The 19,940-nt window shown below is 69.9% G+C and carries 21 protein-coding genes, 1 tRNA gene and 1 pseudogene; 10 read left to right on the top strand and 13 right to left on the bottom strand.

Going from position 1 to position 19,940, the window contains the following annotated elements; genetic code table 11:
* The first annotated feature begins 263 nt into the window (after window positions 1-263).
* The gene (locus ACFQE5_RS08640; protein ID WP_026926270.1) at window positions 264-530 is read left to right on the top strand and encodes a DUF6112 family protein; all 267 of its coding nucleotides are present in this window, start codon (window positions 264-266) and stop codon (window positions 528-530) included.
* 14 nt (window positions 531-544) lie between these two features.
* Here ACFQE5_RS08640 and ACFQE5_RS08645 read toward each other — a convergent pair whose 3' ends face one another.
* On the bottom strand, window positions 545-1,411 hold the full coding sequence (locus ACFQE5_RS08645; protein ID WP_379584315.1) for a TIGR02391 family protein: 867 nt from the start codon (window positions 1,409-1,411) through the stop codon (window positions 545-547).
* Window positions 1,412-1,578: 167 nt separating this feature from the next.
* Here ACFQE5_RS08645 and ACFQE5_RS08650 point away from each other — a divergent pair, with 167 nt between their 5' ends.
* The 4 genes from ACFQE5_RS08650 to ACFQE5_RS08665 are packed head-to-tail and all read left to right on the top strand — an operon-like array spanning window position 1,579 to window position 4,785.
* Complete coding sequence (locus ACFQE5_RS08650; RefSeq protein WP_054683036.1) at window positions 1,579-1,899, top strand: DUF6112 family protein; 321 nt, start codon at window positions 1,579-1,581, stop codon at window positions 1,897-1,899.
* Between the two features lie 18 nt (window positions 1,900-1,917).
* On the top strand, window positions 1,918-2,133 hold the full coding sequence (locus ACFQE5_RS08655) for a hypothetical protein (RefSeq protein ID WP_379584316.1): 216 nt from the start codon (window positions 1,918-1,920) through the stop codon (window positions 2,131-2,133).
* A gap of 27 nt (window positions 2,134-2,160) precedes the next feature.
* On the top strand, window positions 2,161-3,312 hold the full coding sequence (locus ACFQE5_RS08660) for a conjugal transfer protein TrbL (protein WP_379584317.1): 1,152 nt from the start codon (window positions 2,161-2,163) through the stop codon (window positions 3,310-3,312).
* A 3-nt stretch (window positions 3,313-3,315) separates the two neighbouring features.
* Entirely contained in the window at window positions 3,316-4,785 is a 1,470-nt protein-coding gene (locus ACFQE5_RS08665) for an SCO6880 family protein (RefSeq protein ID WP_379584318.1), read from the top strand.
* 886 nt (window positions 4,786-5,671) lie between these two features.
* Here the strand turns inward: ACFQE5_RS08665 and ACFQE5_RS08670 are convergent.
* Window positions 5,672-6,844: a hypothetical protein gene (locus ACFQE5_RS08670; protein ID WP_379584319.1), complete on the bottom strand. Its 1,173-nt coding sequence runs from the start codon at window positions 6,842-6,844 to the stop codon at window positions 5,672-5,674.
* Here ACFQE5_RS08670 and ACFQE5_RS08675 point away from each other — a divergent pair.
* A pseudogene (locus ACFQE5_RS08675) lies at window positions 6,843-7,511 on the top strand (recombinase family protein); the annotation flags it as partial. The gene ACFQE5_RS08670 and the pseudogene ACFQE5_RS08675 overlap by 2 nt on opposite strands.
* Window positions 7,512-7,754: 243 nt before the next feature.
* On the opposite strand, the gene ACFQE5_RS08680 reads toward ACFQE5_RS08675, so the two are convergent.
* From ACFQE5_RS08680 to ACFQE5_RS08705, 6 genes are all read right to left on the bottom strand, one after another.
* On the bottom strand, window positions 7,755-7,994 hold the full coding sequence (locus ACFQE5_RS08680) for a hypothetical protein (RefSeq protein WP_246990424.1): 240 nt from the start codon (window positions 7,992-7,994) through the stop codon (window positions 7,755-7,757).
* A 130-nt stretch (window positions 7,995-8,124) separates the two neighbouring features.
* Window positions 8,125-8,197, bottom strand: a tRNA-Ala gene (locus ACFQE5_RS08685).
* A gap of 42 nt (window positions 8,198-8,239) precedes the next feature.
* Window positions 8,240-9,292 carry a divisome protein SepX/GlpR gene (sepX, locus tag ACFQE5_RS08690; protein WP_379584320.1) on the bottom strand — a complete coding sequence of 351 codons (1,053 nt, stop codon included), beginning with the start codon at window positions 9,290-9,292 and terminating at the stop codon, window positions 8,240-8,242.
* Between the two features lie 135 nt (window positions 9,293-9,427).
* Window positions 9,428-10,108 (bottom strand): GNAT family N-acetyltransferase, encoded by a 681-nt coding sequence (locus tag ACFQE5_RS08695; RefSeq protein ID WP_379584351.1) that lies wholly within the window; start codon window positions 10,106-10,108, stop codon window positions 9,428-9,430.
* A gap of 13 nt (window positions 10,109-10,121) precedes the next feature.
* A complete protein-coding gene (gene glp / locus ACFQE5_RS08700; RefSeq protein WP_379584321.1) occupies window positions 10,122-11,348 on the bottom strand; it encodes a molybdotransferase-like divisome protein Glp in 1,227 nt (408 codons plus the stop codon).
* A gap of 6 nt (window positions 11,349-11,354) precedes the next feature.
* Window positions 11,355-12,272 carry a UTP--glucose-1-phosphate uridylyltransferase gene (locus ACFQE5_RS08705; RefSeq protein ID WP_379584322.1) on the bottom strand — a complete coding sequence of 306 codons (918 nt, stop codon included), beginning with the start codon at window positions 12,270-12,272 and terminating at the stop codon, window positions 11,355-11,357.
* Window positions 12,273-12,308: 36 nt separating this feature from the next.
* Here ACFQE5_RS08705 and ACFQE5_RS08710 point away from each other — a divergent pair, with 36 nt between their 5' ends.
* The 3 genes from ACFQE5_RS08710 (at window position 12,309) to ACFQE5_RS08725 (ending at window position 14,180) form a co-directional block, all read left to right on the top strand.
* Entirely contained in the window at window positions 12,309-12,941 is a 633-nt protein-coding gene (locus ACFQE5_RS08710; protein WP_379584323.1) for a 5-formyltetrahydrofolate cyclo-ligase, read from the top strand.
* A gap of 56 nt (window positions 12,942-12,997) precedes the next feature.
* On the top strand, window positions 12,998-13,324 hold the full coding sequence (locus tag ACFQE5_RS23185; RefSeq protein ID WP_449301267.1) for an FmdB family zinc ribbon protein: 327 nt from the start codon (window positions 12,998-13,000) through the stop codon (window positions 13,322-13,324).
* A gap of 163 nt (window positions 13,325-13,487) precedes the next feature.
* Window positions 13,488-14,180 (top strand): SAF domain-containing protein, encoded by a 693-nt coding sequence (locus ACFQE5_RS08725; RefSeq protein WP_379584324.1) that lies wholly within the window; start codon window positions 13,488-13,490, stop codon window positions 14,178-14,180.
* 47 nt (window positions 14,181-14,227) lie between these two features.
* Here the strand turns inward: ACFQE5_RS08725 and ACFQE5_RS08730 are convergent, their stop codons facing one another.
* The 5 genes from ACFQE5_RS08730 to ACFQE5_RS08750 form a co-directional block, all read right to left on the bottom strand.
* On the bottom strand, window positions 14,228-14,404 hold the full coding sequence (locus ACFQE5_RS08730; RefSeq protein ID WP_379584325.1) for a hypothetical protein: 177 nt from the start codon (window positions 14,402-14,404) through the stop codon (window positions 14,228-14,230).
* A 95-nt stretch (window positions 14,405-14,499) separates the two neighbouring features.
* Window positions 14,500-15,000 carry a MogA/MoaB family molybdenum cofactor biosynthesis protein gene (locus ACFQE5_RS08735; protein ID WP_379584326.1) on the bottom strand — a complete coding sequence of 167 codons (501 nt, stop codon included), beginning with the start codon at window positions 14,998-15,000 and terminating at the stop codon, window positions 14,500-14,502.
* 55 nt (window positions 15,001-15,055) lie between these two features.
* Window positions 15,056-16,279 (bottom strand): S1C family serine protease, encoded by a 1,224-nt coding sequence (locus ACFQE5_RS08740; RefSeq protein ID WP_379584327.1) that lies wholly within the window; start codon window positions 16,277-16,279, stop codon window positions 15,056-15,058.
* Window positions 16,280-16,354: 75 nt separating this feature from the next.
* Window positions 16,355-17,731, bottom strand: coding sequence for a HAMP domain-containing sensor histidine kinase (locus ACFQE5_RS08745; RefSeq protein ID WP_379584352.1), 1,377 nt, complete (start codon window positions 17,729-17,731; stop codon window positions 16,355-16,357).
* A 71-nt stretch (window positions 17,732-17,802) separates the two neighbouring features.
* Entirely contained in the window at window positions 17,803-18,504 is a 702-nt protein-coding gene (locus tag ACFQE5_RS08750; RefSeq protein WP_379584328.1) for a response regulator transcription factor, read from the bottom strand.
* Window positions 18,505-18,878: 374 nt separating this feature from the next.
* Between ACFQE5_RS08750 and ACFQE5_RS08755 the strand changes: the two genes are divergently transcribed.
* Window positions 18,879-19,637: a class I SAM-dependent DNA methyltransferase gene (locus ACFQE5_RS08755; RefSeq protein WP_379584329.1), complete on the top strand. Its 759-nt coding sequence runs from the start codon at window positions 18,879-18,881 to the stop codon at window positions 19,635-19,637.
* The last annotated feature ends 303 nt before the right edge of the window (window positions 19,638-19,940 follow it).

The raw sequence follows: 19,940 nt of genomic DNA on the forward strand, positions 1-19,940 counted from the left end.
ACTACATGCCCCCGATCGAACGGGAAATGCTGTACGCTACGGCCATCGCCCAACAGGGTGCGGTGGCCTGAACCTCAGCCTCTCGCAGACCCAGGACGGTTCACGGCGTCGAGTACCTGATCTGGCAAGGTCAAATCTGGTCCGTCGCCCGCGACGCCGAGGGCTGGCAACCCTACAACGGCGGCGGCATGCACGACCCGGCCTCCATCACCGGAGGCCACTACGACCACCTCCACGTCACCGTGAAGGCAGGGTGATCGCCGATGGGCGTCTTCCCCGACTTCGACGGGCTCGGCGGCATCGGAGACCTCCGCGCCGTGGTCGGCGCGCTCCTGACGTTCGTCCTGATCGTCGCCGTCCTCATGCTGATCGTCTCCGCAATCGTCTGGGCCATCGCGACCGCCCACGGTAACTACGCGACAGCCAGCAAAGGCCGAATCGGTGTCCTCGTCTCCGTCGGTGCCGCCGTCCTCGCCGGGGGCGGCGTGGCCTGGATGAACTGGCTACTCACAGTCGGTTCAAGTTTGTAGTTGCGGCGTCGCGGTCATCGGTCCGATTCCTCCGCGTCGGCGGTCGCTGTCTCGCACTGGTCGAGCAGGCGCGCGAGGTAGCTGTATGCCGCGAGGCGCTCCATCGCTTCCTGCTCGGACAGTTCGGTGCGTGTGTGGGTCGTCACGTTGCGGACCGTGAGGTTCAGACCAGTGGCCAGGGCGTTGAGGGCCTTAGCGAGCGGTTCAAGACCACCGCGCATGCTCTTCACCGTCTTGTCATCCGACCCTCCCGGCCAGGTGAGCTTCGGCTTGCCCGGTTCAGGAGCGCCCGGCGATAACGTCTGCTGCCAGAAGACCGTGTCATCGACATTGTTCCGGCCGAGACGTTCCTTCCAGTGGACCGTGAGGCCTTCGGCCGCTTCACGAACTGCCACTCGGTACTGATGCGTCGTCCAATGGGCGGAAGCACCAGCCCAGACCACGGGGTGAAACTGTGCGGGAGCGAAGGTCGGAAGGTCAGAGTCCGTACGTGACTCGGCGTCGACGATCATCGCGTCGAGCCTGCCCTTGACGTTGGCGGTCGTAGTCCGAATATCCCGAGGCGCGATGGGGGCCTTGGGTGCAGACATGAATGACCAGTTGGAGATCGGGTCGATCGCCCCGAGACCAGCGATCCCAATGTAGGCGCCGGTCACTGACACAGCGCTCGCCGCCAGGCCAGCAGCCTCCGCGACACCGAGTTCGAGCCGTTGAACCTCGCTCTGATCCTGGCCTTCCTTTGTCCACACAGTAGGAAAGAGGCCGCGCGCCGACATGTGATCCGACTCAACCTGAGTGCTCATCCAGGCGTCGAACGCTGCCTCGAACTTCTCAACAGCGGCACGCAATCGCTGGAGGTAATCCACCCCGTACTGACTCATGTTCCTTGCACCTCTCGTCCGGCCGTCCCGTGCGGGCGAGCGAGCGACGCACAGATACTCCAAGGCTACGGGCGGCCACCGACGGGGACGGCGACGAGCGCGCACCTGTCGCGTGTACCCCGTCTGCGAGTTCGTGGGCGGGCCGCCCGTCGCCAAGGAGACCTACCGTGTTCGATCTGCTCGCCAACGTCATGTCCGCGCCGCTGCTGGTGCCGATGGACATCAACATCGACCCCAACACCAACGGCCTGCCGGGGATCAACCAACTGCGCACCATCGTCGGCGCGGTGATGACCATCGGCCTCATCCTCTCCGTGCTCGCGCTGATCGTGTCCGCGATCGTGTGGGGCTTCGGCGCGAACTCCTCCAACCCGCACCTCGCCTCGCGCGGGAAGATAGGCGTCCTCGTCTCCTGCGGCGCTGCGGTGATCTGCGGCGCGAGCGTGACGCTCATCAACTTCTTCTGGAACGTCGGCCAGTCCGTCTGACCCGCCCGATCGTCGAGAGTGCTGGTGTTCGTGATGGGCGTGTGCGACGTTCCCGTGATCTCCGCGGTCTGCGATGCCGTCGGCGAAGGAGCCGCCTCTCTGGTCGCGGCCCCGTTTGACTGGCTCGCCCAGGCGATGGGTGCCGCCGCCGGGTGGCTGTTCGAGGCGGTCTGGTCGGTCTTCGACACCACGACGCTGGTGGATGTCACCAAGCCCGGCTACATCGCCGTCTAGAACCTACTGTTCGGCATCGCGGTCTTCGTGATGCTGATCTTCTTCTGCCTCCAACTCATCACCGGCCTGATCCGCCGCGACCCCACCGCCCTCACCCGCGCCGCCCTCGGACTGGCGAAGTCCGTCCTCGGGTCGTTCGTCGTCATCACGCTGACGGCGCTGCTGCTGGAAGTTGTCGATCAGTTGTGCATCGGGATCGTGCAGGCCGCCGGAGAAACCACCGAGTCGATGGGCGACAAGATCGCCCTCCTCGCCGCAGGACTGGTCGGCATCAACATCGCAGCCCCCGGCGTCGGAGCGATCATCACGATCTTCATGGCCGGCCTCGCGATCACCGCCGCCGCGATCGTGTGGCTGTCCCTCCTCGTTAGGAAGGCGCTGCTGCTGGTCGCGGTCGTGTTCGCGCCGCTCGCGTTCTCGGGTGCCTCCTGGGATGCCTCGCGGGGGTGGATCGGGAAGTGGGCGATGTTCGTCGTCGCGCTGATCTGCTCCAAGCTCGTGCTCGTCGTGATGTTCCTCGTCGCGATCACCCAAGTCTCCGTACCGATCGACGCCGACCTCGCCTCGGTCAGCGATCCCATCGCGGGGATCGTGCTGATGGCGATGGCCGCGTTCGCGCCTTACCTGACGTACAAGTTCATCGCGTTCGTCGGGTTCGACATGTACCACGCGATCGGCTCCGAGCAGGACGCCAAGAGCGCCCTCAACCGGCCGATCCCCGTCCCGAGCAAGCCACAAGGCGGCGGCGAGCCGAAGAAGGTGCTCGACGGAACCAGCAGCGGCGGCGGGAACCCAGGCGGAGGTTCCGGCGGAGGAAGCAGCGCATCGCCACCGCCGAAGACCCCGGCACCGGCACCCGCAGCGGGCGGCGGAGGTGCCGCCGGTAGCGGAGGGGCCGCAGCAGGCGGGGGCGGCGCGGCTGCAGCCGGCCCCGTCGCAGCAGGGGTGGTGGTCGGGGCAAGTGTCGCCAAGGGTGCAGCGACCGCCGGGCCGAAGGCCGGAACCGCGCTGGGAGCCCAGGGCGAGCACGCCGCCGACGCCGCAGCGCAGACACCCCCACCGCCCGCAGCCTCGCCTGCGGCACCGCCATCAAGCCCGGCACCACGACCGCCGAGCACCGACCCGTCACCGCCACCGAAGCAGCCCCCGCCGCTCGCGCCACGCCCACCGAAGGAGTAGACGATGAGCAGCACGAACAACGACCGGCCCACCGCGGGCGAACTCGTGCCGGTGAAGTTCTCCCGCCTCACCCGCCGCGGTGTCCTCCTCGGCCTGTCGCTGACCCAGCTCATCACGCTCGCCATCGGCGGAGCCACGCTCATCGGAGCGTTCTACGCCGGCGGCGGGATGCTGCTCGCCTACACCGCCCCTATCTGGGTACTCGCCGCCGCGCTGACCTGGATACCCATCGCGGGCCGGCCCATTGTGGAGTGGCTTCCCATCGCCTGCTGGTGGCTGTGGCGCACCACCGGCGGGCAGTTGCTGTACCGGCGCAGGATCATCGCCCCGCGCCCCGTCGGAACCCTAGCACTGCCCGGCGACATGGCCCGCCTGCGCGAGTACACCGACCCCGACACCAGCGCAGGGATGATCCACGACCCCCACGCCGCCACCTTGACCGTCGTGTGCGAGGTCACCCATCCCGCGTTCGTGCTCCTCGATCCCGGCGAACAGGAACGCCGCGTCAACTCCTGGGGCCGCGTCCTGGCCACCGTGTGCCGCTCCGGGCGGATCGCGACACTGCAAGTCCTCGAACGGACCCTCCCAGACTCCGGCACCGGACTCGCCGAATGGTGGGCCACCCACGGCACCCCGGACGGCTCGTGGGCGGCCGACACATACGCCGAACTCATCGACCGCGCTGGACCCGCCGGTGAACGCCACGCAACCACGCTCTCGCTGTCGCTGGACATGAAGACCAGCGCTCGACAGATCAGAACCGCCGGCGGCGGGATACGCGGTGCTGCCGCCGTGCTGCGACAGGAAATGAACACCCTCGTCGCCGCGCTCCGCTCCGCCGACCTCTCGCCCTCGGGGTGGCTCACGCCGGGGCAGATCGCGGTGATGCTGCGCTCCGCCTACGACCCCGCGATCGCCGCCACCCTGGAGCGGCACGGCAGGCTCGGCCAGTCGCTCGCGACCGCAGGGCCGGTCGCCGTTACCGAGACCTGGGGCAGGCTGCGAACCGACTCCGCTCACCACGCGGTGCTCTGGGTCAGCGAGTGGCCGCGGTCACTGGTGTATCCGGGGTTCCTGTCGCCCGTGTTGCTGTCCACCGGCATCCAACGGTCGTTCTCGCTGATCTGCACCCCGATGCGCTCCGATGCCGCTGCCCGCGACATCCGCAAGAAGAAGGTCGAGCACATCTCCGACCAGGCCCAGCGCGCGAAGGTCGGCCAGATCGAAGACGCCTCCCAGACCGCCGAGTACCACGACGTGCTCCAGCAAGAAGCCGACCTCACCGCCGGACACGGCATCCTCCGGTACACCGGCCTCATCGCCGTCTCCACACCCACCGTCGAGGAACTCGATGCCGCCGTGGCCGCGATCGAGCAAGCAGCGATCCAAGCATCCTGCGAGACCCGGCTCCTCGTCGGCCAGCAAGCTGCCGCGTTCAGCGCCGCCGCACTTCCGCTCTGCCGACGGGTGTAAGCCCCTCCCGACACCGTGTGACCCAACTTCGTTCCGGCAGAGAGAGGATCAGGCTCGCGCCTCGATGAACCGAAGCATCGAAACAGGAACCGGCGCGTCTGGAGTTCGTGGCAGATCAACAACGGGAAGCGCCAAGGACACGTCTGCGAGGTCATCGACCCCGAGTTCTAGCCAGTCAGTGCAGTCGGCGTGTGGCAAAGCGCTCACCAGCTGGCGATCCGCAAGCAGCAAGCTGAACGGAGGGAAGTGAATCACGGCAGAGATTGTCGGTGTGGTCGTTGTCTTCCACTCATCGTCCCTTCCGCCATCCCGCGACAGCTTTACGGCCAAGCCCTCGTGTGCTCCCTCAAGAACCGCCGCCGCTCCGTCAGGCGCGATCCCCGCCAAGAATCGGATGCCCTCGGGCGCTGGGGCTGCGACTCCATGCCGCACGGCCCAGACCAGGTCAGGGTGTGAATCGATGAGTTTCGGAGTCAACGCTGTCATGCCTGCGAGCGCGGAGCGGATGAATCGGCCCGGGCGAACCTCGCTGAGCTTTCCTTCAATATGAGTCCGCTCGCCCTTCCACTGGGAGTGGAGCAGGTTGCCCGCGAAGGTGTAGGCCCACCGAATGTACTCGTCATCCCAAGGGGATGTGGCTGCCCGGCAGGGTTCGCAATGCGCGTACAGGCTGGCGCCACCGAGTCGTGGACGCCCGTGGGCAAGTCGGCTGCCTGCTGTCGTGCCGCCCCAAGAGAAGCTCCCATTGTTGAACGCAGCTCTCGGTGGCACGTGTGCCTTGGTGAGCCTTGCCCGGGCCCCGCACAGCGCGCACTTGCCCCTCTTTGCCCGCCCACCCGTCGGCCGGAAGCCTTCCTGCTCACTCATGCCTACACTCGCGCAATCTCTAGGCGTCGATGGCGGAGTCTGCTGTGGCAAGTCCTTCAATCGCTGTCGGGGCCGAGACTGCGCGGGGCGTTCTTTCGGAGAGAGCCGCCGCCAGGCTCTCGATGTCCTCGTGCTCCGCGGCGTCGGGGAACATCCAATGCAGATCGCGCTCCTCTGTGGCCACGTCGATAGTGGGTCGAACGCCCGCTCCCCGGTGCGAGCGACCGCGTACATTCCGCACGTCATCCAGGGAGTAGATCGGGCCGAGCTCGCCTCGCTTTAGGAAGTTCCCTGGGTTGGCGGTGACGATCCGTCGGTCAGTCACCGCTACGAACGTGCTCGACGCGAACTTCTCAACGATGGCACTGGCTCTTCCTGGCGCGAGCGCGTCCCAGGTCGCATCAACCCTTCTGGCGAGAATGGCCGGCACGACTCCAGCGAAGTTGTGAGTTCCCATTTCGTATGGAAAGGCCACGCTGCGAAGCGTCTCGCCGTCCTCAAGGAACCACCGAAGGATATGCAGATACGGATCGAGTTCAAGCCCCTCAGGTGCGCATACCGCCGCTGGTACTGCTGGCATCTCGACTGCTGGCTGGAGCATGTTGGCCAAGGGGTCGATCGCTTCGAGGAGCTGCCTACAAGTGAGTTGAGAAGCCTTTGCGTCCTTTCCCTTCTTCGTGAGAGGCACGGTAGCGCGGCCGGGGAGTTCGGCGATGATCCGCAACTCACGCACGAGCGACTCGGTCAGCGACCGGATTTCGGAGAGCGACTCGTCGATCTCGACGGGAGTGTTCCGGGCGATCCGGTCGAAGAGCTGCGCTTCACTCTCGTCGTTGGTGCTTCGTGTTCTGGCGAGGGCAGCCCGGACAGCCTGGTACTCCGCGTGAGTCTTGAGCGAGCTGAGAAGCGCGTAGGTATCGAAGACGATTGCTTCGGCGTTGGATTCGAGGTACTGGCGGCGAGCACGACCGTCCAACTTCCCGAGTTCCTGGACATGGTCCGCCACGTTCTTGCGGTATAGCTTCAACTGCTTGCGGATGTTGGGACCACTGGGAGCAATGGGCTCCCAGACAGAGTCTGTGATGGCGTCGAGTTCGCGGGTCTCCTTGACTGCCTCATCGACGGACTCCGCCAGCCCTTCAAGCTCTGCCCATTGCTCGTTTCGGATGGCCTTGAGCGTCTGCGGGGTCATGCTCGTGTCCGCTTCGGAGAACATCGACGAGACCCCGTCGGGGATGCTGCTGCACGGCATCATGTCGACCATCGCCGAGTTCTACTCCCGCAACCTCGCCACCGAGGTCTCCAAGGGCATGACCCAGAAGGCCATCGGCGGCGGTACGAACGGGCGCGCGCCCATCGGGTATCTGAACGTCCGCAAGCGCGACGAGCTCGGACGCGAAGTCCGCACCATCGAGCTCGATCCTGAGCGAGCACCGATGATCGAGTGGGCGTTCAAGGCCTACGCCTCGGGCAACTGGAGCGTCAGCCAGCTCCATGACGAACTCACCTCGCGCGGGCTGCGCAGTCTGCCCACGCCGAAGCGGCCGGCGAAGCCTCTGGCCGTGTCCACCATTCACCGGCTCTTGACCAACCCGTACTACAAGGGCGATGTCGTCTACCGAGGTACCCGCTACAAGGGCAACCACCCGGCGCTCGTGCCTGCCGAGGTCTGGTACCAGGTCCAGTCCGTGCTCACCGCGCACCAGTGCGCCGTCGAAGCAACCCAAGTCCACGGCCACTACCTCAAAGGCACCATCCACTGCGGCCAGTGCGGCTCCCGGCTCATCGTCTCCAACGCGAAGAACCGCCACGGCAATGTCTACTGCTACTTCGTGTGCTCCGGTCGGCACTCCAAGCGCACCGACTGCACGCGCCAGGCGATGCTCATCGAAGACGTCGAGAAGCTCGTCGAGGAGTACTACACCCGCGTCCAGATCACGCCGGCCCAGCAGGATGCCCTCGCAGGGATGCTCCATCATGAGTTCGACCGGCTCATGGCCGCTGAAACCGAGGAACTGGAACGCCTCAGCACCAACCGCGATCGGCTCGAAGGCGAGCAGGACCGGCTCATGCAGGCGCACTACGCCGACGCGATCCCGCTCTCAGTGCTCAAGCGTGAGCAGGATCGGATCGTCGCCGAACTCGACCAGGTAACCCGCCGCATCGACGCCCACTTCGGCGACTACGCCGACGCCCGAGCCCACCTCGACGACGCCCTCGGCCTGCTCGCCAACTGCGCCGACATCTACACCCGCTGCGACGACACCAACCGGCGTCTGTGCAACCAGGCGTTCTTCACGAAGGTCTTCATCGACGAGGACAACGAACTGCGCGTCCAGCACAACCGCCCCTTCGAGATGCTGCTCGATCCGCAGGTCAACGCCAACGCTCTAACCTGGGCCGCGGACGCGAACAAGGCCCGAACCTCGACCAACGTTTCCGTTGGCAAGGGTTCGAGCCTTGTGCGTGCGGTGGAGCTGAGGGGAATCGAACCCCTGACCTTCTCGATGCGAACGAGACGCGCTACCAACTGCGCTACAGCCCCAGACCGCCGTCCCCGGCGGACCAGGGGGACTTTATCAGCCCGCTACTGACCCGCCGCACGCCGGTAGGCGGAACGGGTCGGCGTGCCGAGTTCGCTGAGCTCGAGCTCCTCCTCGTCCACCTCGACCAGGGTCGTTCCCGCAGGTAGCGGGGGCGGCGGGGCCGGTTCGAGGCGAGGCAGCGCCGACTCGGGCTCGGCCTGCTCGTCGGCCTCCTCCGGACGCACCGTGCGGGGTTTGGCGGGGAGCACCCCCAGCGGCTCACCGGTGCCCTTGACCCGCTCGGGATCCTCGTCCTCGGCGACGAGGTCGCCCTCCTCCGGGCTGTCCTCGGGGTCGGGATCGCGCTCATCGGCCGCGGCGTCGAGCCGGCCATCCGGCTCCGGCCCGGTCTCCGCGAGATCGTCGCCCTCGGCCGCGGGAGACCGTTCGGTCTCACCGAGGGCGGCCTCCCGCCCACGGCGCGCCCACTCGTCCAGTTCGGGATCCTCGGCGGCGGACAGGCGGCGGGTACCGGCCATCCGGGCGGCCCGCCGCTCCCGGATCGCCTCCTCCAGGCGCACCTGTCGGCGCAGGTAGACCAGGTACCCGACGAGCATCAGGTCGACGACGGCGTGCAGCCACCACATCCCCGGCGTCGTGAAGACGGCGATGAGCGCGGTGGTCACCATGGCCGCGAGCAGCACGAGCACGACGCGCTGCCGGATGACGTAACGCGCCCGCGCCGCCAGCGCGGCGGCCTCCGGGTCGAACCCACCGCGGCCCGGCCGGTAGCGGGGTCGCGGACGTTCCCAGTGGGCGTCGTCGGACCCGGTGGGCACCTCCTCCTCGACAAGGGGCTCCGCCGTCCGCACGGCCGCAACCGGCGTCTCCTGCTCGGCACCCTCGCTCCGGATCGCCGCGGACCGCGACTGTTCCGCCTGCTCCACCTGCCTCACCTCCTGGGTCCGGCGCCGCTGGCCCGGCCGCTCGAGAACCCGGCCGGAGAGCGCCGCCGGACTAGGCCGAGCGACCTCCTGCTGGCGCCGAGCGACCGCGGGGACGAGGAGCAGCAGCCAGATCGCCACCAGGCCCGCGAAGATCAACGAGCTCGGCACGGCTGCATCCCTCCCCGAACGGCGCAGTCCGGCGCGGCCCCGGTCTCCCCCGCCAAGATCGCGCCACTGTTCACGGTAGCCAGCGGGGTCCGGGGATGCTCGAATCGACGCGCCGTGTCGGGATAGTTCGTTCGTTCAGGCGCCGTGCGGCCCTTCGACCCGCTCGGCGCGGCCACGCGCCACCAGTTGCGCGGCGAGGCCTCCCACCGGAAGTTCCTCGATGGTCAGGGCGAAGCAGAGATGGTCGCGCCACGCCCCGTCGACGTCCAGGTACCGGCTGAACAGACCCTCCCGGCGGAACCCGAGTTTCTCCAGCACCCGCAAGCTCGCACCGTTCTCCGGCCGGACGGTCGCCTCGATTCGGTGTAACCCCACCTGGACGAAGCAGTGGTCGAGGACCAGAGCGACCGCCGCGGTCGTCACCCCGGCCCCGTTCACCCGAGAGTCGCACCAGTAGCCGACGTAGGCCGACAGCAGCGGTTCGCGCACGACGTTGCCGATCAGCACCTGCCCGACCAGCCTGCGGTCGACGGTGATCGCGAACGGCAGCGCGGCCCCACGACGAGCGGCCGCGCGCAGCGCGGCCCACCGTCCAGGCCACTCGACGATGGAATGCCGCTGCACCCAGGTGCCCGGCGCGCTGGGCTCCCAGGGCGCGAGGTTGCGCTCGTCGCGGATCCGGATCTCCGACCAGGCCGCCCCGTCGCGCAGCCGCACCGGCCGCAGCTCGACGACGCCGACGGAGACCCGCAGCGCCCCCAACCGCGCGGGCCACCCGGGATGACGACCGGTCCGCGCGGGATAGGCGTGGGCCATCTGAGCGGCGCGGTCAGGCACGGGTCGGCAGGAACGCGACCGCCACCTGCTCGTCGACGCTCGCGTCGGTGACGTCCTCGGGGATCACGATGATCCCGTTCGCGTCGGCCACCGAGGACAGCAGGTGCCTTCCGGACACGCCGAGCGGCTGAACCAGGAAATCTCCGGTGGCCTGCTCCCGCAGCAGCCGGCCCCGGATGTACCCCCGCCGGTCCTTGGTCGACGACACCGGCGAGGTCAGCCGGGCGGTGAGCATCCGCCGGAACGGGTCCGGCTTGCCGAGCCCGACCCGGATCAGGGGCCGGACGAGGACCTCGAACAGCATCAGCGCGGTGCCGGGGTGCGACGGGAACAGGAAGGTCGGCACGCCGTCGGGACCGATCCTGCCGAACGCCTGCGACGAACCGGGGTGCATGGCGACGCGGGTGGCATCGAGCTCACCGAGACCGGTGAACGATGCCTGGATCTCCGCTCCGGCCCGGCCCGCGACCGCTCCGCAGACCACGACGACCTCGCTGACCGGCAGCAGATCCTCGACGGCCGCCCGCAGCTCCCGCGCGTCCGCGCGGACCAACCGGATGCGGGACGCCTCCGCGCCTGCCTCGCGGGCGGCGGCGGCGAGCGCGTGCGTGCAGACGTCGGGGACCTGCCCTGCGCCACCGCTGCGGGAGACGTCGACCAGCTCGTCGCCCGCGGACACCACCGAGACGCGGGGCCGCGGATGCACCAGCACCTTGTCCCGGCCGACGGCGGCGAGCAGCCCGATCTGAGCGGCGCCGATCACGGCCTCGGAGCGCAGCGCGACATCACCGGGCTGCACATCCTCGCCGACCCGACGCACGAAGGCCGCCGACAGAACCCCCCGGCTGACCTGCAGCCGGGCGGCGCCGCCGTCGGTGTGATCGACGGGGACGACCGCGTCCGCGAGGGTCGGCAGGGGCGCCCCGGCCACCACCCCGACCGCCTGGCCCGGCTGGAGCCGCAGCGGCTGCCTGGACCCGGCCGGGATCTCGCCGACGACCGGCAGCGAGACCGGTTCGCCCTCGCTGGCTCCCAGCAGATCGACGCTCCGTACCGCGTAGCCGTCGATCGCCGCCTGGTCGAACGCAGGCAACGGATGCGAGGCGATGACCTCCTCTGCGGAGCGCAGACCATAGGCATCGGAGAGGGCCACTCGCACCGGAGCCGGCCGAACCGCTGCTTCCAGGACGCGACCCAGCTGATCGTCGACCGATCGCACGTCCGCCTAGCCCTCCAGCCGCGCGGCCAGCCAGCTGCGCAGCTCGTCGCCGTAGTCGGGGTCGCGCAGCGCAAAGTCGACGAACGCGCGCACATAGCCACCGGGATTGCCCAGGTCATGCCGCTCGCCACGGTGCACGACCACATGCACCGGATGCCCCTCGGAGATCAACAGCGCCACGGCGTCGGTGAGCTGCAACTCGCCGCCCGCGCCGGGACGGACGCGGTCGAGCGCGTCGAAGATCGCCCGGTCGAGCAGGTAGCGCCCCGCGGCCGCATAGGTCGACGGTGCCTCCGCTGCGGGCGGCTTCTCCACCATCCCGTGCACGCGTTTGACGTCGGGATCCTCGGTGTCGGAGACCTCGAACACACCGTAGGCGGAGATCTCCGGGCCCGGAATGTCGAACGCGCACAACACGCTTCCGCCGCGTTCCGCACGGACCTCGGCCATCCGCGACAGCACTCCGGTCGGCAGCACCAGATCGTCCGGCAGCAGCACGGCGAACGCCTGCTCGTCGGCGCCGAGTGCGCCCGCCGCGCAGCCCACCGCGTGACCGAGCCCTTTGGGTTCGGGCTGGGTGACGGTCCGCACCTCGATCAGCTCCGAGGCGCGGCGCACCTTCGACAGCAGTGCCTCCTTGCCGCGTTCCTTGAGCGTCGCCTCGAGTTCGGGCTGCGGCGCGAAATGAGCGGCCACCGCCTCCTTGCCGGGCGAGGTGACGATGAGCAGCTGACGGGCCCCGGCTTGCGCCGCCTCGGCGGCGACCAACTCGATACCGGGAGTGTCGATCACCGGAAGGAGTTCTTTCGGCACCGTCTTGGTCGTCGGCAAGAACCGAGTGCCAAGGCCGGCGGCCGGCACCACGGCGGAGCGGAAGGGCAGCGGCTCACGCGGTGCCGAGGGTTCGCTCGCAGGCGCGCTCATGGTGGGCGAGCCTAACGACGTCGGTAGCGTGCGTGTGTGACGGCTACCGGGGAGCCCCCCCTTTCGGACGACTGCGGCCCGACCCCGACCGCGGCCAAGAACGAGCTGCGACGCAGGTTGAGCGCGGCGCGGCGGGCGGCGTCGCCGCAGCAGCGCGCCGAATGGGCCGCGGCGCTCGCCGTGGCGACCGGGCAACTCGCCGCGCAGACCGGCGGACCGGTCTGCGCCTACCTGCCCATCGGCAGCGAACCGGGCTCGGTCGCCGGGCTCGACGCGCTGCGCGCGGCGGGCCACGAGGTGCTGCTGCCGGTGGTTCCGAAGGTCGCCGGGCCGCTGGAGTGGGCCCGCTACGAGGGACCCGGCTCGCTGACCGAGGGCCCGCTGGGGCTGCGCGAGCCCACCACGGACCGACAGGGTGTGACGGCAATCACGAAAGCTCGTTTGGTGCTCGTTCCCGCGCTGGCCGTCGATCGACGAGGTGTGCGCCTCGGTCGCGGCGGCGGCTACTACGACCGCACACTTCCCCTGGCCCGGGCCGATGTCGTGGTGGCGGCGATGCTGCACGACGATGAGCTCGTCGACGAACTGCCGACCGAACCGCACGACGTTCGGGTCAGCGCCGTGGTCCGTCCGGCGACCGGTGTGACGCTGCTCGGCCGCGACGGCTGATGGCTGCGCGTTAAACTGGCACTCAGAGTGTCGGAGTGCCAATTGCGGAGGACCCCTTGCCGACCTACCAGTACGCCTGCACCGCCTGCGAGCACCGGTTCGAAGCCGTCCAGTCCTTCTCGGATGCGGCACTGACCGATTGCCCGCAATGCCAGGGGAAGCTGCGCAAGGTCTTCTCCTCGGTCGGGATCGTGTTCAAGGGCAGCGGCTTCTACCGGACCGACAGTCGGTCGGGTTCCAGCTCGATCTCCAACGGCGGCAAGCCGTCGACGAACGGTGGCAAGGAGCCCGCGGCCGCCGCCGCGTCGAGTTCGTCCGACTCGGGGTCGGGCAGCTCCTCGAGCAGCTCGTCGAGCAGCACTCCGGCCGCGGCCGCCTCCTGACGGCCAGGTCGGCAGCCACCCACCCGATCCGCACCGTGGTCGGCGGACACCGGTTGTCCACATGTCCGCTCGGCTATCCACAGCTCCACGTCGGCCGGACCCGCAGGCAGGCTGAGTCCCCTACCGTCGCCGTCGCAACGCGCGGAGGCGACGGGAGGCGTACATGCCGGGTACCAGCGGGACGTCCCGTGGCTCACGCGCGCTCGAACCTCGCCTCCGGCACCGGATCGCCGACCTGGTCCACGGCCCGGGCCGGCGGCGCCTGCTCCTGCTGCGGCGCACCGCGGCCGCCACGCTCGCCGCGTTCGCACTCGTTCTCGCCCTGATCCCGAGGGCCGCCCCGAGCGGGACCACGATCCTCGTCGCCGCGCGCGACCTCGCCCCCGGCACGACGCTGGCCGCGGCCGACCTCGCCGTGCGGGAGTGGCCCACCGATCTCGTCCCCGCGGGCGCGCTGCGGGCCCTGACCGACGCCGACGGCCGCATGCTCGCCGGCGCCGCCCGCGCCGGCGAACCGCTCACCGATCTCCGCCTGGCCGGTCCGATCCTGGCCGCCCGGGCAGTCGGCAGCGACGATGCCGTCAGCGTCCCGGTGCGGCTGGCCGATCCCGGCGTCGCGGGACTGCTCGCCCCGGGACGTGCCGTGGATGTTGTGACCACGGGTCCGACAACCGATGAACCGCTGGTCCTGGCCGGCGGAGCGGTCGTGCTGGCAGTGCTGCCGGCCGATACCGCACCCGGCGTCGGGGCGGGCGCCGCACGCGGGCGTCTGGTGCTCGTCGCGCTGCCGCACGCGGCCGCGACCCGGGTGGCGGCCGCGTCGCTGGCTCAGCCGGTCGCGATCACCCTGCGCTAGGGGTCACTCCCGACCGCATCCACCCCGGACCGCACTGCGGGGCAGGTTCAGCCCCGCTCGTGATGCGGTGGCCGGTTGTCCCGGAGCCACTGCTCGGCGGCCGGGGTGTCGTCGCCGTAGGCGGCTCGGTCCCCCTCGGGCAGCTCGTCGCGGGTGAGCGCGGGCAGCACATCACCGAAGATCTCGTCGAGCCGACGGCGCACGTCGTAGGGCAGATCTGCCACGTCCCCATCGTGCCACGTCGCGCATGTCGTTCCGGCGGTGCCGGTGGGCGCAGCTCGGACGCCGCGTGGGCCCGGGCGCCAACCGGGAACCGGACTCAGACCGAGCCCAGCCCGGACAGCTCGGCGATGACGTGCGAGACGAGCGGGGTCAGCGTCGCCATTCCGTCGCGCACGGCGGCGCGCGACGGCGCGAGGTTGACCACCAGCGTGCTGCCGGAGACCCCGACCAGTCCGCGGGACAGCCCGGCGTCGACCGCGCCCGCGGCGAGCCCGGATGCCCTGATGGCTTCGGCGATACCGGGGATCGGACGGTCGAGAACACCCGCCGTGGCGTCCGCGGTGACGTCACGCGGCGACACCCCGGTACCTCCGACGGTGATGACCAGGTCGACCCCGCCGATCACGGCGGTGTTGAGCGCGTTGCGGATCGCGACCGTCTCACCGGGGACCACGACCACCGCGTCGACGACGAAGCGGGCTTCCTCGAGGAGCTCCCGGACCAGCGGGCCCGTCGTGTCCGCACGTTCACCGTGGCTCACCCGGTCGTCCACGATCACCACGAGGGCCCGGCCGATCTGGGGTGGCGAGATCTCCATGCGCTCACCGTAGTGGGACGAGCACATTCCCGGCGTGCTCCCCGGAGGGCGACGGCTACCCGGTCGCCGTCCCGAGCGTGACCTCGACCGTCCGGCCCCGCAGCTCCACCGTGACGGCATTGCCGGGGACCTGCGATCGGACCGCGGCCTGAAGGTCGATCCCGCTGGTCACCCGCTGGCCACCCAGCCGGACCACGAGGTCCCCCGGCTGGATGCCCGCGGTCGCGGCGGGCCCGTCGGGAACCACGCTCTGGATTCGGGCGCCGGTGGCCGACGGGTCGTCCGACACACTGACGCCCAGCACGGCCCTGGTGGCCTTGCCGGTGCGCTCCAGTTCCTCGGCGATCCGCTTGGCCTGGGTGATCGGGATGGCGAAGCCGACGCCGATCGAGCCACCCCGGGCGCCGGTCGTCGCGATGGCGGAGTTGATGCCGACGACCCGGCCCTGCATGTCGACCAGTGGGCCACCCGAGTTGCCCGGGTTGATCGCGGCATCGGTTTGCACGGCGTTGAGCACGGTCGCCTCGCTGGCCCCGGACTCCCCGCCCACGCTCACGGCGCGGTTGAGCGCGCTGACGATGCCGGTGGTCACCGTGCCGCCCAGCCCCAGCGGGGACCCGAACGCCACCACCTGCTGACCGACCCGCAGGCCGTCGGAGTTGCCGAGCTCGATCGGAACGAGTCCCGAAACGTCCTGGGCGCGGAGCACGGCCAGGTCGGAGGAGGGGTCCCGGCCGACGAGACGGGCCTGGGCGATGTCGCCGTCCTGGAAGACCACCATGACGCTTCCGCCGTTCGCCGCGGACTCGACGACATGGTTGTTGGTGAGGATCAGACCGTCCGAGCTGAGCAGCATCCCCGAGCCCTCGCCCGCCGTCCGCTGGCCCGAGACCCGCAGCTGCACGACGCTGGACAGAACCTTCTGCGCCACGACCTCGACCGAGCCGACCGGCGTCGCCGCAGGGTCGACCGGCGGCAGCGGCTGGCTGAGCACCCCGGTCGATCCGCCGCTGCCGCCGCGGTCGGCCAGCGAGTAACCGACCCCACCGCCGACCGCGCCGCCGAGTACTCCGGCGAGCAGGGCAAGCGCGACGAGCGGACCGGCGCGGCGCCGGCCCGGCGGACCGGGCGGGGTGGGCGGAGTGGTCATCGGCGGCGGCCCGTAGCCCATCTGGTCCCCTGCCCCCGGGTGCCCCGGAAAGGGGTAGTAGGCCGGGGGCCGGCCGTCGGATCCGTCGGGCCGGGGCTGGAGGGGCTCTCCGGGATGGTTGTTCGCCATGACCTCACCGAGTCCGAGGGATCGCTGTGGATACGAGGGTAGAAGTCCGGAGCCGGGCGCCGCGGGCGCCCGCACTCATCCGACGGGCCGTCTGCCGGGCAGCCGCAGAACCAGCAGCGCGCCGCCCTCGGGAGCCTGGCCCGCCCACACCGCACCGCCGTGCCGCCCCGCCACCTGCTTGACGATCGCGAGGCCCAGCCCGGATCCGGGCATGGTCCGTGCGCCGTCCGCCCGGTAGAAGCGGTCGAACACCCGAGGCAGGTCCTGCTCGGCGATACCCGGCCCGGCGTCGGCGACCTCGAGCACCATCGTCCATTCGTCGACCCGGAGCATCTGCACTCGCACCCGGCCGCCGGGCGGGCTCCATTTCGCCGCGTTGTCCAACAGGTTGAGCACCGCCCGTTCCAGCGCCGTGGCGTCGCCGATGAGCGTCCACGGGAAGAGCTGCACGTCGAACTCGACGTCCACGGCCCGCCGCCGGGCCCGCTCGACGGCGCGCGCGACGATATCGGTGAGCTCCACCGGTTCGTGCAGCACCATCGGGGGGTCGTCGCGGGCCAGCTCGACGAGGTCCCCGACGAGCTGCGACAGCTCCTCGACCTGCGCCCGCACATCGTCGATGATCTCGGCGCGGTCCGACTCGGGCAGCGTCGGCGCGCCCGGCCGGGCGGCCGCGACGAGCAGTTCGATGTTGGTCCGCAGCGAGGTCAGCGGGGTGCGCAGCTCGTGTCCGGCGTCAGCGACCAGGCGCCGCTGTTGTTCCTGGGAGGCGGCCAGCGCGCCGAGCATCTCGTTGAAGCTGTAGGTGAGGCGCGCCAGCTCGTCCGACCCGCTGACCGGGATCGGGCGCAGGTCACCGGTCGCCGCGATCCGCTCGGTCGCCGCCGTGAGGCGTTGCACCGGCCGCAGCCCGGCGCGCGCGACGGCGAGCCCGGCCAGAGCCGCCATGAGCACGCCGATTCCGCCGACGATCGGCAACGCCGTCCCGAGGGTGGTCAGGACCTTCTGGGTCGGTTGGAGGCGCTGCCCGATGACGAGCGCCCGTCCGGACCCGGCCTGGACCGCGACCACCCGGTACGGGCCGTCCGGCGAGTCGGCGGTGCGCGTCGAGTACGGCTCGTAGCCGCGGGCGACGGCAAGCTCCGTGTCACCCAGCGGCGGCGCGGACGCGGCTCCCTCCGCCGACCGGGCCACGGCGTTGGCCTGGAGCAGCGCGATCCGGATGTCCCCGGCCCCGAGCACGTCCGGCGGGATGGTCGCCAACTGTGCCGGATCGGCCAGCTGGCTCTGCGCGGCCGCGTAGGCACGCTGCAGCAGGTTGTCGTCGAGAGTCGCCAGAATGCTGGCCCGCACGGTGAAGAACGCCGCGAGCGAGACGAGCACGACCGCGACGGCGGCCACCAACGCGGCCAAGATCCCGATCCGGGTGCGCAGCGAGACCCGGCCCAGCACCTGGTCGTGGCCGTGCGTCCCGGGGTTCTCCCCCGGCGCCGCGGCAGGCCCACGGGTGACCCAGGAACGGATCACGGCGGAGATTCTCGCAGGACATATCCGACGCCGCGCACGGTGTGGATCAGCCGTGGCTCGCCCTCCGCCTCGGTCTTGCGCCGCAGGTAGCCGATGTAGACCTCGAGCGCGTTGCCCGTGGTCGGGAAGTCGTACCCCCATACCTGTTCGAGGATCTGAGCCCGGGTCAGCACCCGGCGCGGATGCGCGAGCAGCAACTCCAGCAGCGAGAACTCGGTCCGGGTCAGCCTGATCGCGCGATCCCCGCGTCGCACCTCGCGGGTGTCCGGGTTCAGCGAGAGATCGGCGAACACCAGCGGTTTCACCGCGCCCGCCGCCGTCGCCGACCCGGCCTCGGGACTCCGCCTGCGCAGCAACGCCCGCAACCGGGCCAGCAACTCTTCGAGGGCGAACGGTTTGGGCAGGTAGTCGTCGGCTCCCGCGTCGAGTCCCGCGACGCGGTCGGACACCGCGTCACGGGCGGTGAGCACGAGGATCGGCAGTTCATCGCCGCTGCCCCGCAGCCGTCGGCACACCTCCAGCCCGTCCAGCCGCGGCATCATCACGTCCAGCACCATCGCGTCGGGACGCGACGTCGCAACCGCCTCCAGCGCGGCGTGGCCGTCACCGGCCAGGTCGACCTGGTAGCCGTTGAAGGCGAGCGAGCGGCGAAGCGACTCGCGCACCGCCCGGTCGTCGTCGACGACGAGGATTCGCATGCCGCCAGTCTGGCCCGGACGCATGAGAGGCGGCTGAGAGCCCCGATGATTCGTCCGCCGCGTTGCTCCAGACGGGGGAATATGCCGTGATGCTGATCCGCCGGACCGGTCCTTCGACCAGACGAAGGAAATGCCTGGTCAATTGGGGAGTTCGCGCCGGTTCCGGGGGCCTGTCAACGCAGCTTTTGCGGGCCCCCCGAACTCGTGGAACCCGTCCGTGACGTGCAAGTCATGGGATCATAGGTCCGCCAAGGGTGGCGTCGCGATCGCAGGATTCGGCCCAATTCGAGGTGGTTGGGCCGTCGTCGGTGCCACCGCCAATGCCTGCGCACCGGGCGTCCCGGTGTGCAGTTGAGTGCCGAGGAGGACCTCTCGTGACCGCTGCTGCGAAGGATCGGATTCGCATCGCGCTCCCAGAGAACTCAATGCGGTATGAGCAGGATTCGGAGTGGTGTCTGATCGACAGCCAAGACGGCTGGCGCGAGATCCGCTTCCATGACTATGCCGAGCTCTATACCATCACCGGCCTTTACGAGCGAGTGTTCTACGAGATACTGCAGTGTTCCTCGCCGTCCACCGTACGCACGATGCTTGTCGATGCAATGAGGCGTGCCGGGGCCGACATCGGCCGGTTGCGCGTGCTGGACTTCGGTGCGGGCAACGGAATCATGGCCGAGGAGCTCGTGAAGGCGGGCGTCTCCGGTGTGGTGGGCGTGGACATCCTGCCCGAGGCGCGCGACGCGGCGATGCGCGACCGCCCCGACGTCTACGAGGACTACCACGTGGTCGACATGGCTGCGCTGACCGAGGACGAGCACGCCGCCCTCGCGCGCTACCGGTTCACCGGGATGACCTCCGTCGCCGCCCTCGGCTTCGGCGACGCCCCGCCGGACGCGTTCCGCGAGTCGTACAACCTCGTCGAGGACGGCGGCTGGATCGCCTTCACGATCAAGGACACCTTCCTCTCCGACCAGGACCCGTCCGGCTTCAGCGCCCTGATCAAGTCCGCGATCAGCGACGGCACGCTGGAGGTGCACGCGTCGGAGACCTACCAGCACCGCATCGCGACCACCGGTGACCCGCTGCACTACAAGGCGATCATCGGTGTGAAGAAGTCCGACCTCCCAAGCTAGGCGCCCCAGCGTCCGCTCCCCATGGTCTGCCCGACCCGCGCCCGGCCGGGCGCGGGTCCGCGGCCGGGGCGAGGAGTCGTTGCCGGGGGATACCGTCCGCAGTCAGGCACCGGCGGCGTACGGCTAGGATCGTCCAGGTACGCCCTCGTAGCTCAGGGGATAGAGCAACGGTTTCCTAAACGTCGTGATCACGACCGCCGAGGCGTCACGGACGACCTGCTCGGACCCCCTCCCCGACCGCATGAACTGCGAAGACAGCACTCCGGACGCTCTCCGACCGTCTGTCAGTATCCGCGGCCGGGC

It is taken from the genome of Pseudonocardia hispaniensis (assembly GCF_042658695.1).
GTDB classification, from domain to species: Bacteria; Actinomycetota; Actinomycetes; order Mycobacteriales; family Pseudonocardiaceae; genus Pseudonocardia; species Pseudonocardia hispaniensis.

Bases quoted from the DNA above. Each gene is read 5' to 3' on its own strand.
- ACFQE5_RS08670 (WP_379584319.1), bottom strand. From the start codon at position 6,844: ATGACCCCGCAGACGCTCAAGGCCATCCGAAACGAGCAATGGGCAGAG.
- ACFQE5_RS08640 (WP_026926270.1), top strand. From the start codon at position 264: ATGGGCGTCTTCCCCGACTTCGACGGGCTCGGCGGCATCGGAGACCTC.
- ACFQE5_RS08725 (WP_379584324.1), top strand. From the start codon at position 13,488: ATGCCGGGTACCAGCGGGACGTCCCGTGGCTCACGCGCGCTCGAACCT.
- ACFQE5_RS08645 (WP_379584315.1), bottom strand. From the start codon at position 1,411: ATGAGTCAGTACGGGGTGGATTACCTCCAGCGATTGCGTGCCGCTGTT.
- ACFQE5_RS08735 (WP_379584326.1), bottom strand. From the start codon at position 15,000: ATGGAGATCTCGCCACCCCAGATCGGCCGGGCCCTCGTGGTGATCGTG.
- ACFQE5_RS08750 (WP_379584328.1), bottom strand. From the start codon at position 18,504: ATGCGAATCCTCGTCGTCGACGACGACCGGGCGGTGCGCGAGTCGCTT.
- ACFQE5_RS08665 (WP_379584318.1), top strand. From the start codon at position 3,316: ATGAGCAGCACGAACAACGACCGGCCCACCGCGGGCGAACTCGTGCCG.
- ACFQE5_RS08695 (WP_379584351.1), bottom strand. From the start codon at position 10,108: ATGGCCCACGCCTATCCCGCGCGGACCGGTCGTCATCCCGGGTGGCCC.
- ACFQE5_RS08740 (WP_379584327.1), bottom strand. From the start codon at position 16,279: ATGGCGAACAACCATCCCGGAGAGCCCCTCCAGCCCCGGCCCGACGGA.
- ACFQE5_RS08705 (WP_379584322.1), bottom strand. From the start codon at position 12,272: ATGAGCGCGCCTGCGAGCGAACCCTCGGCACCGCGTGAGCCGCTGCCC.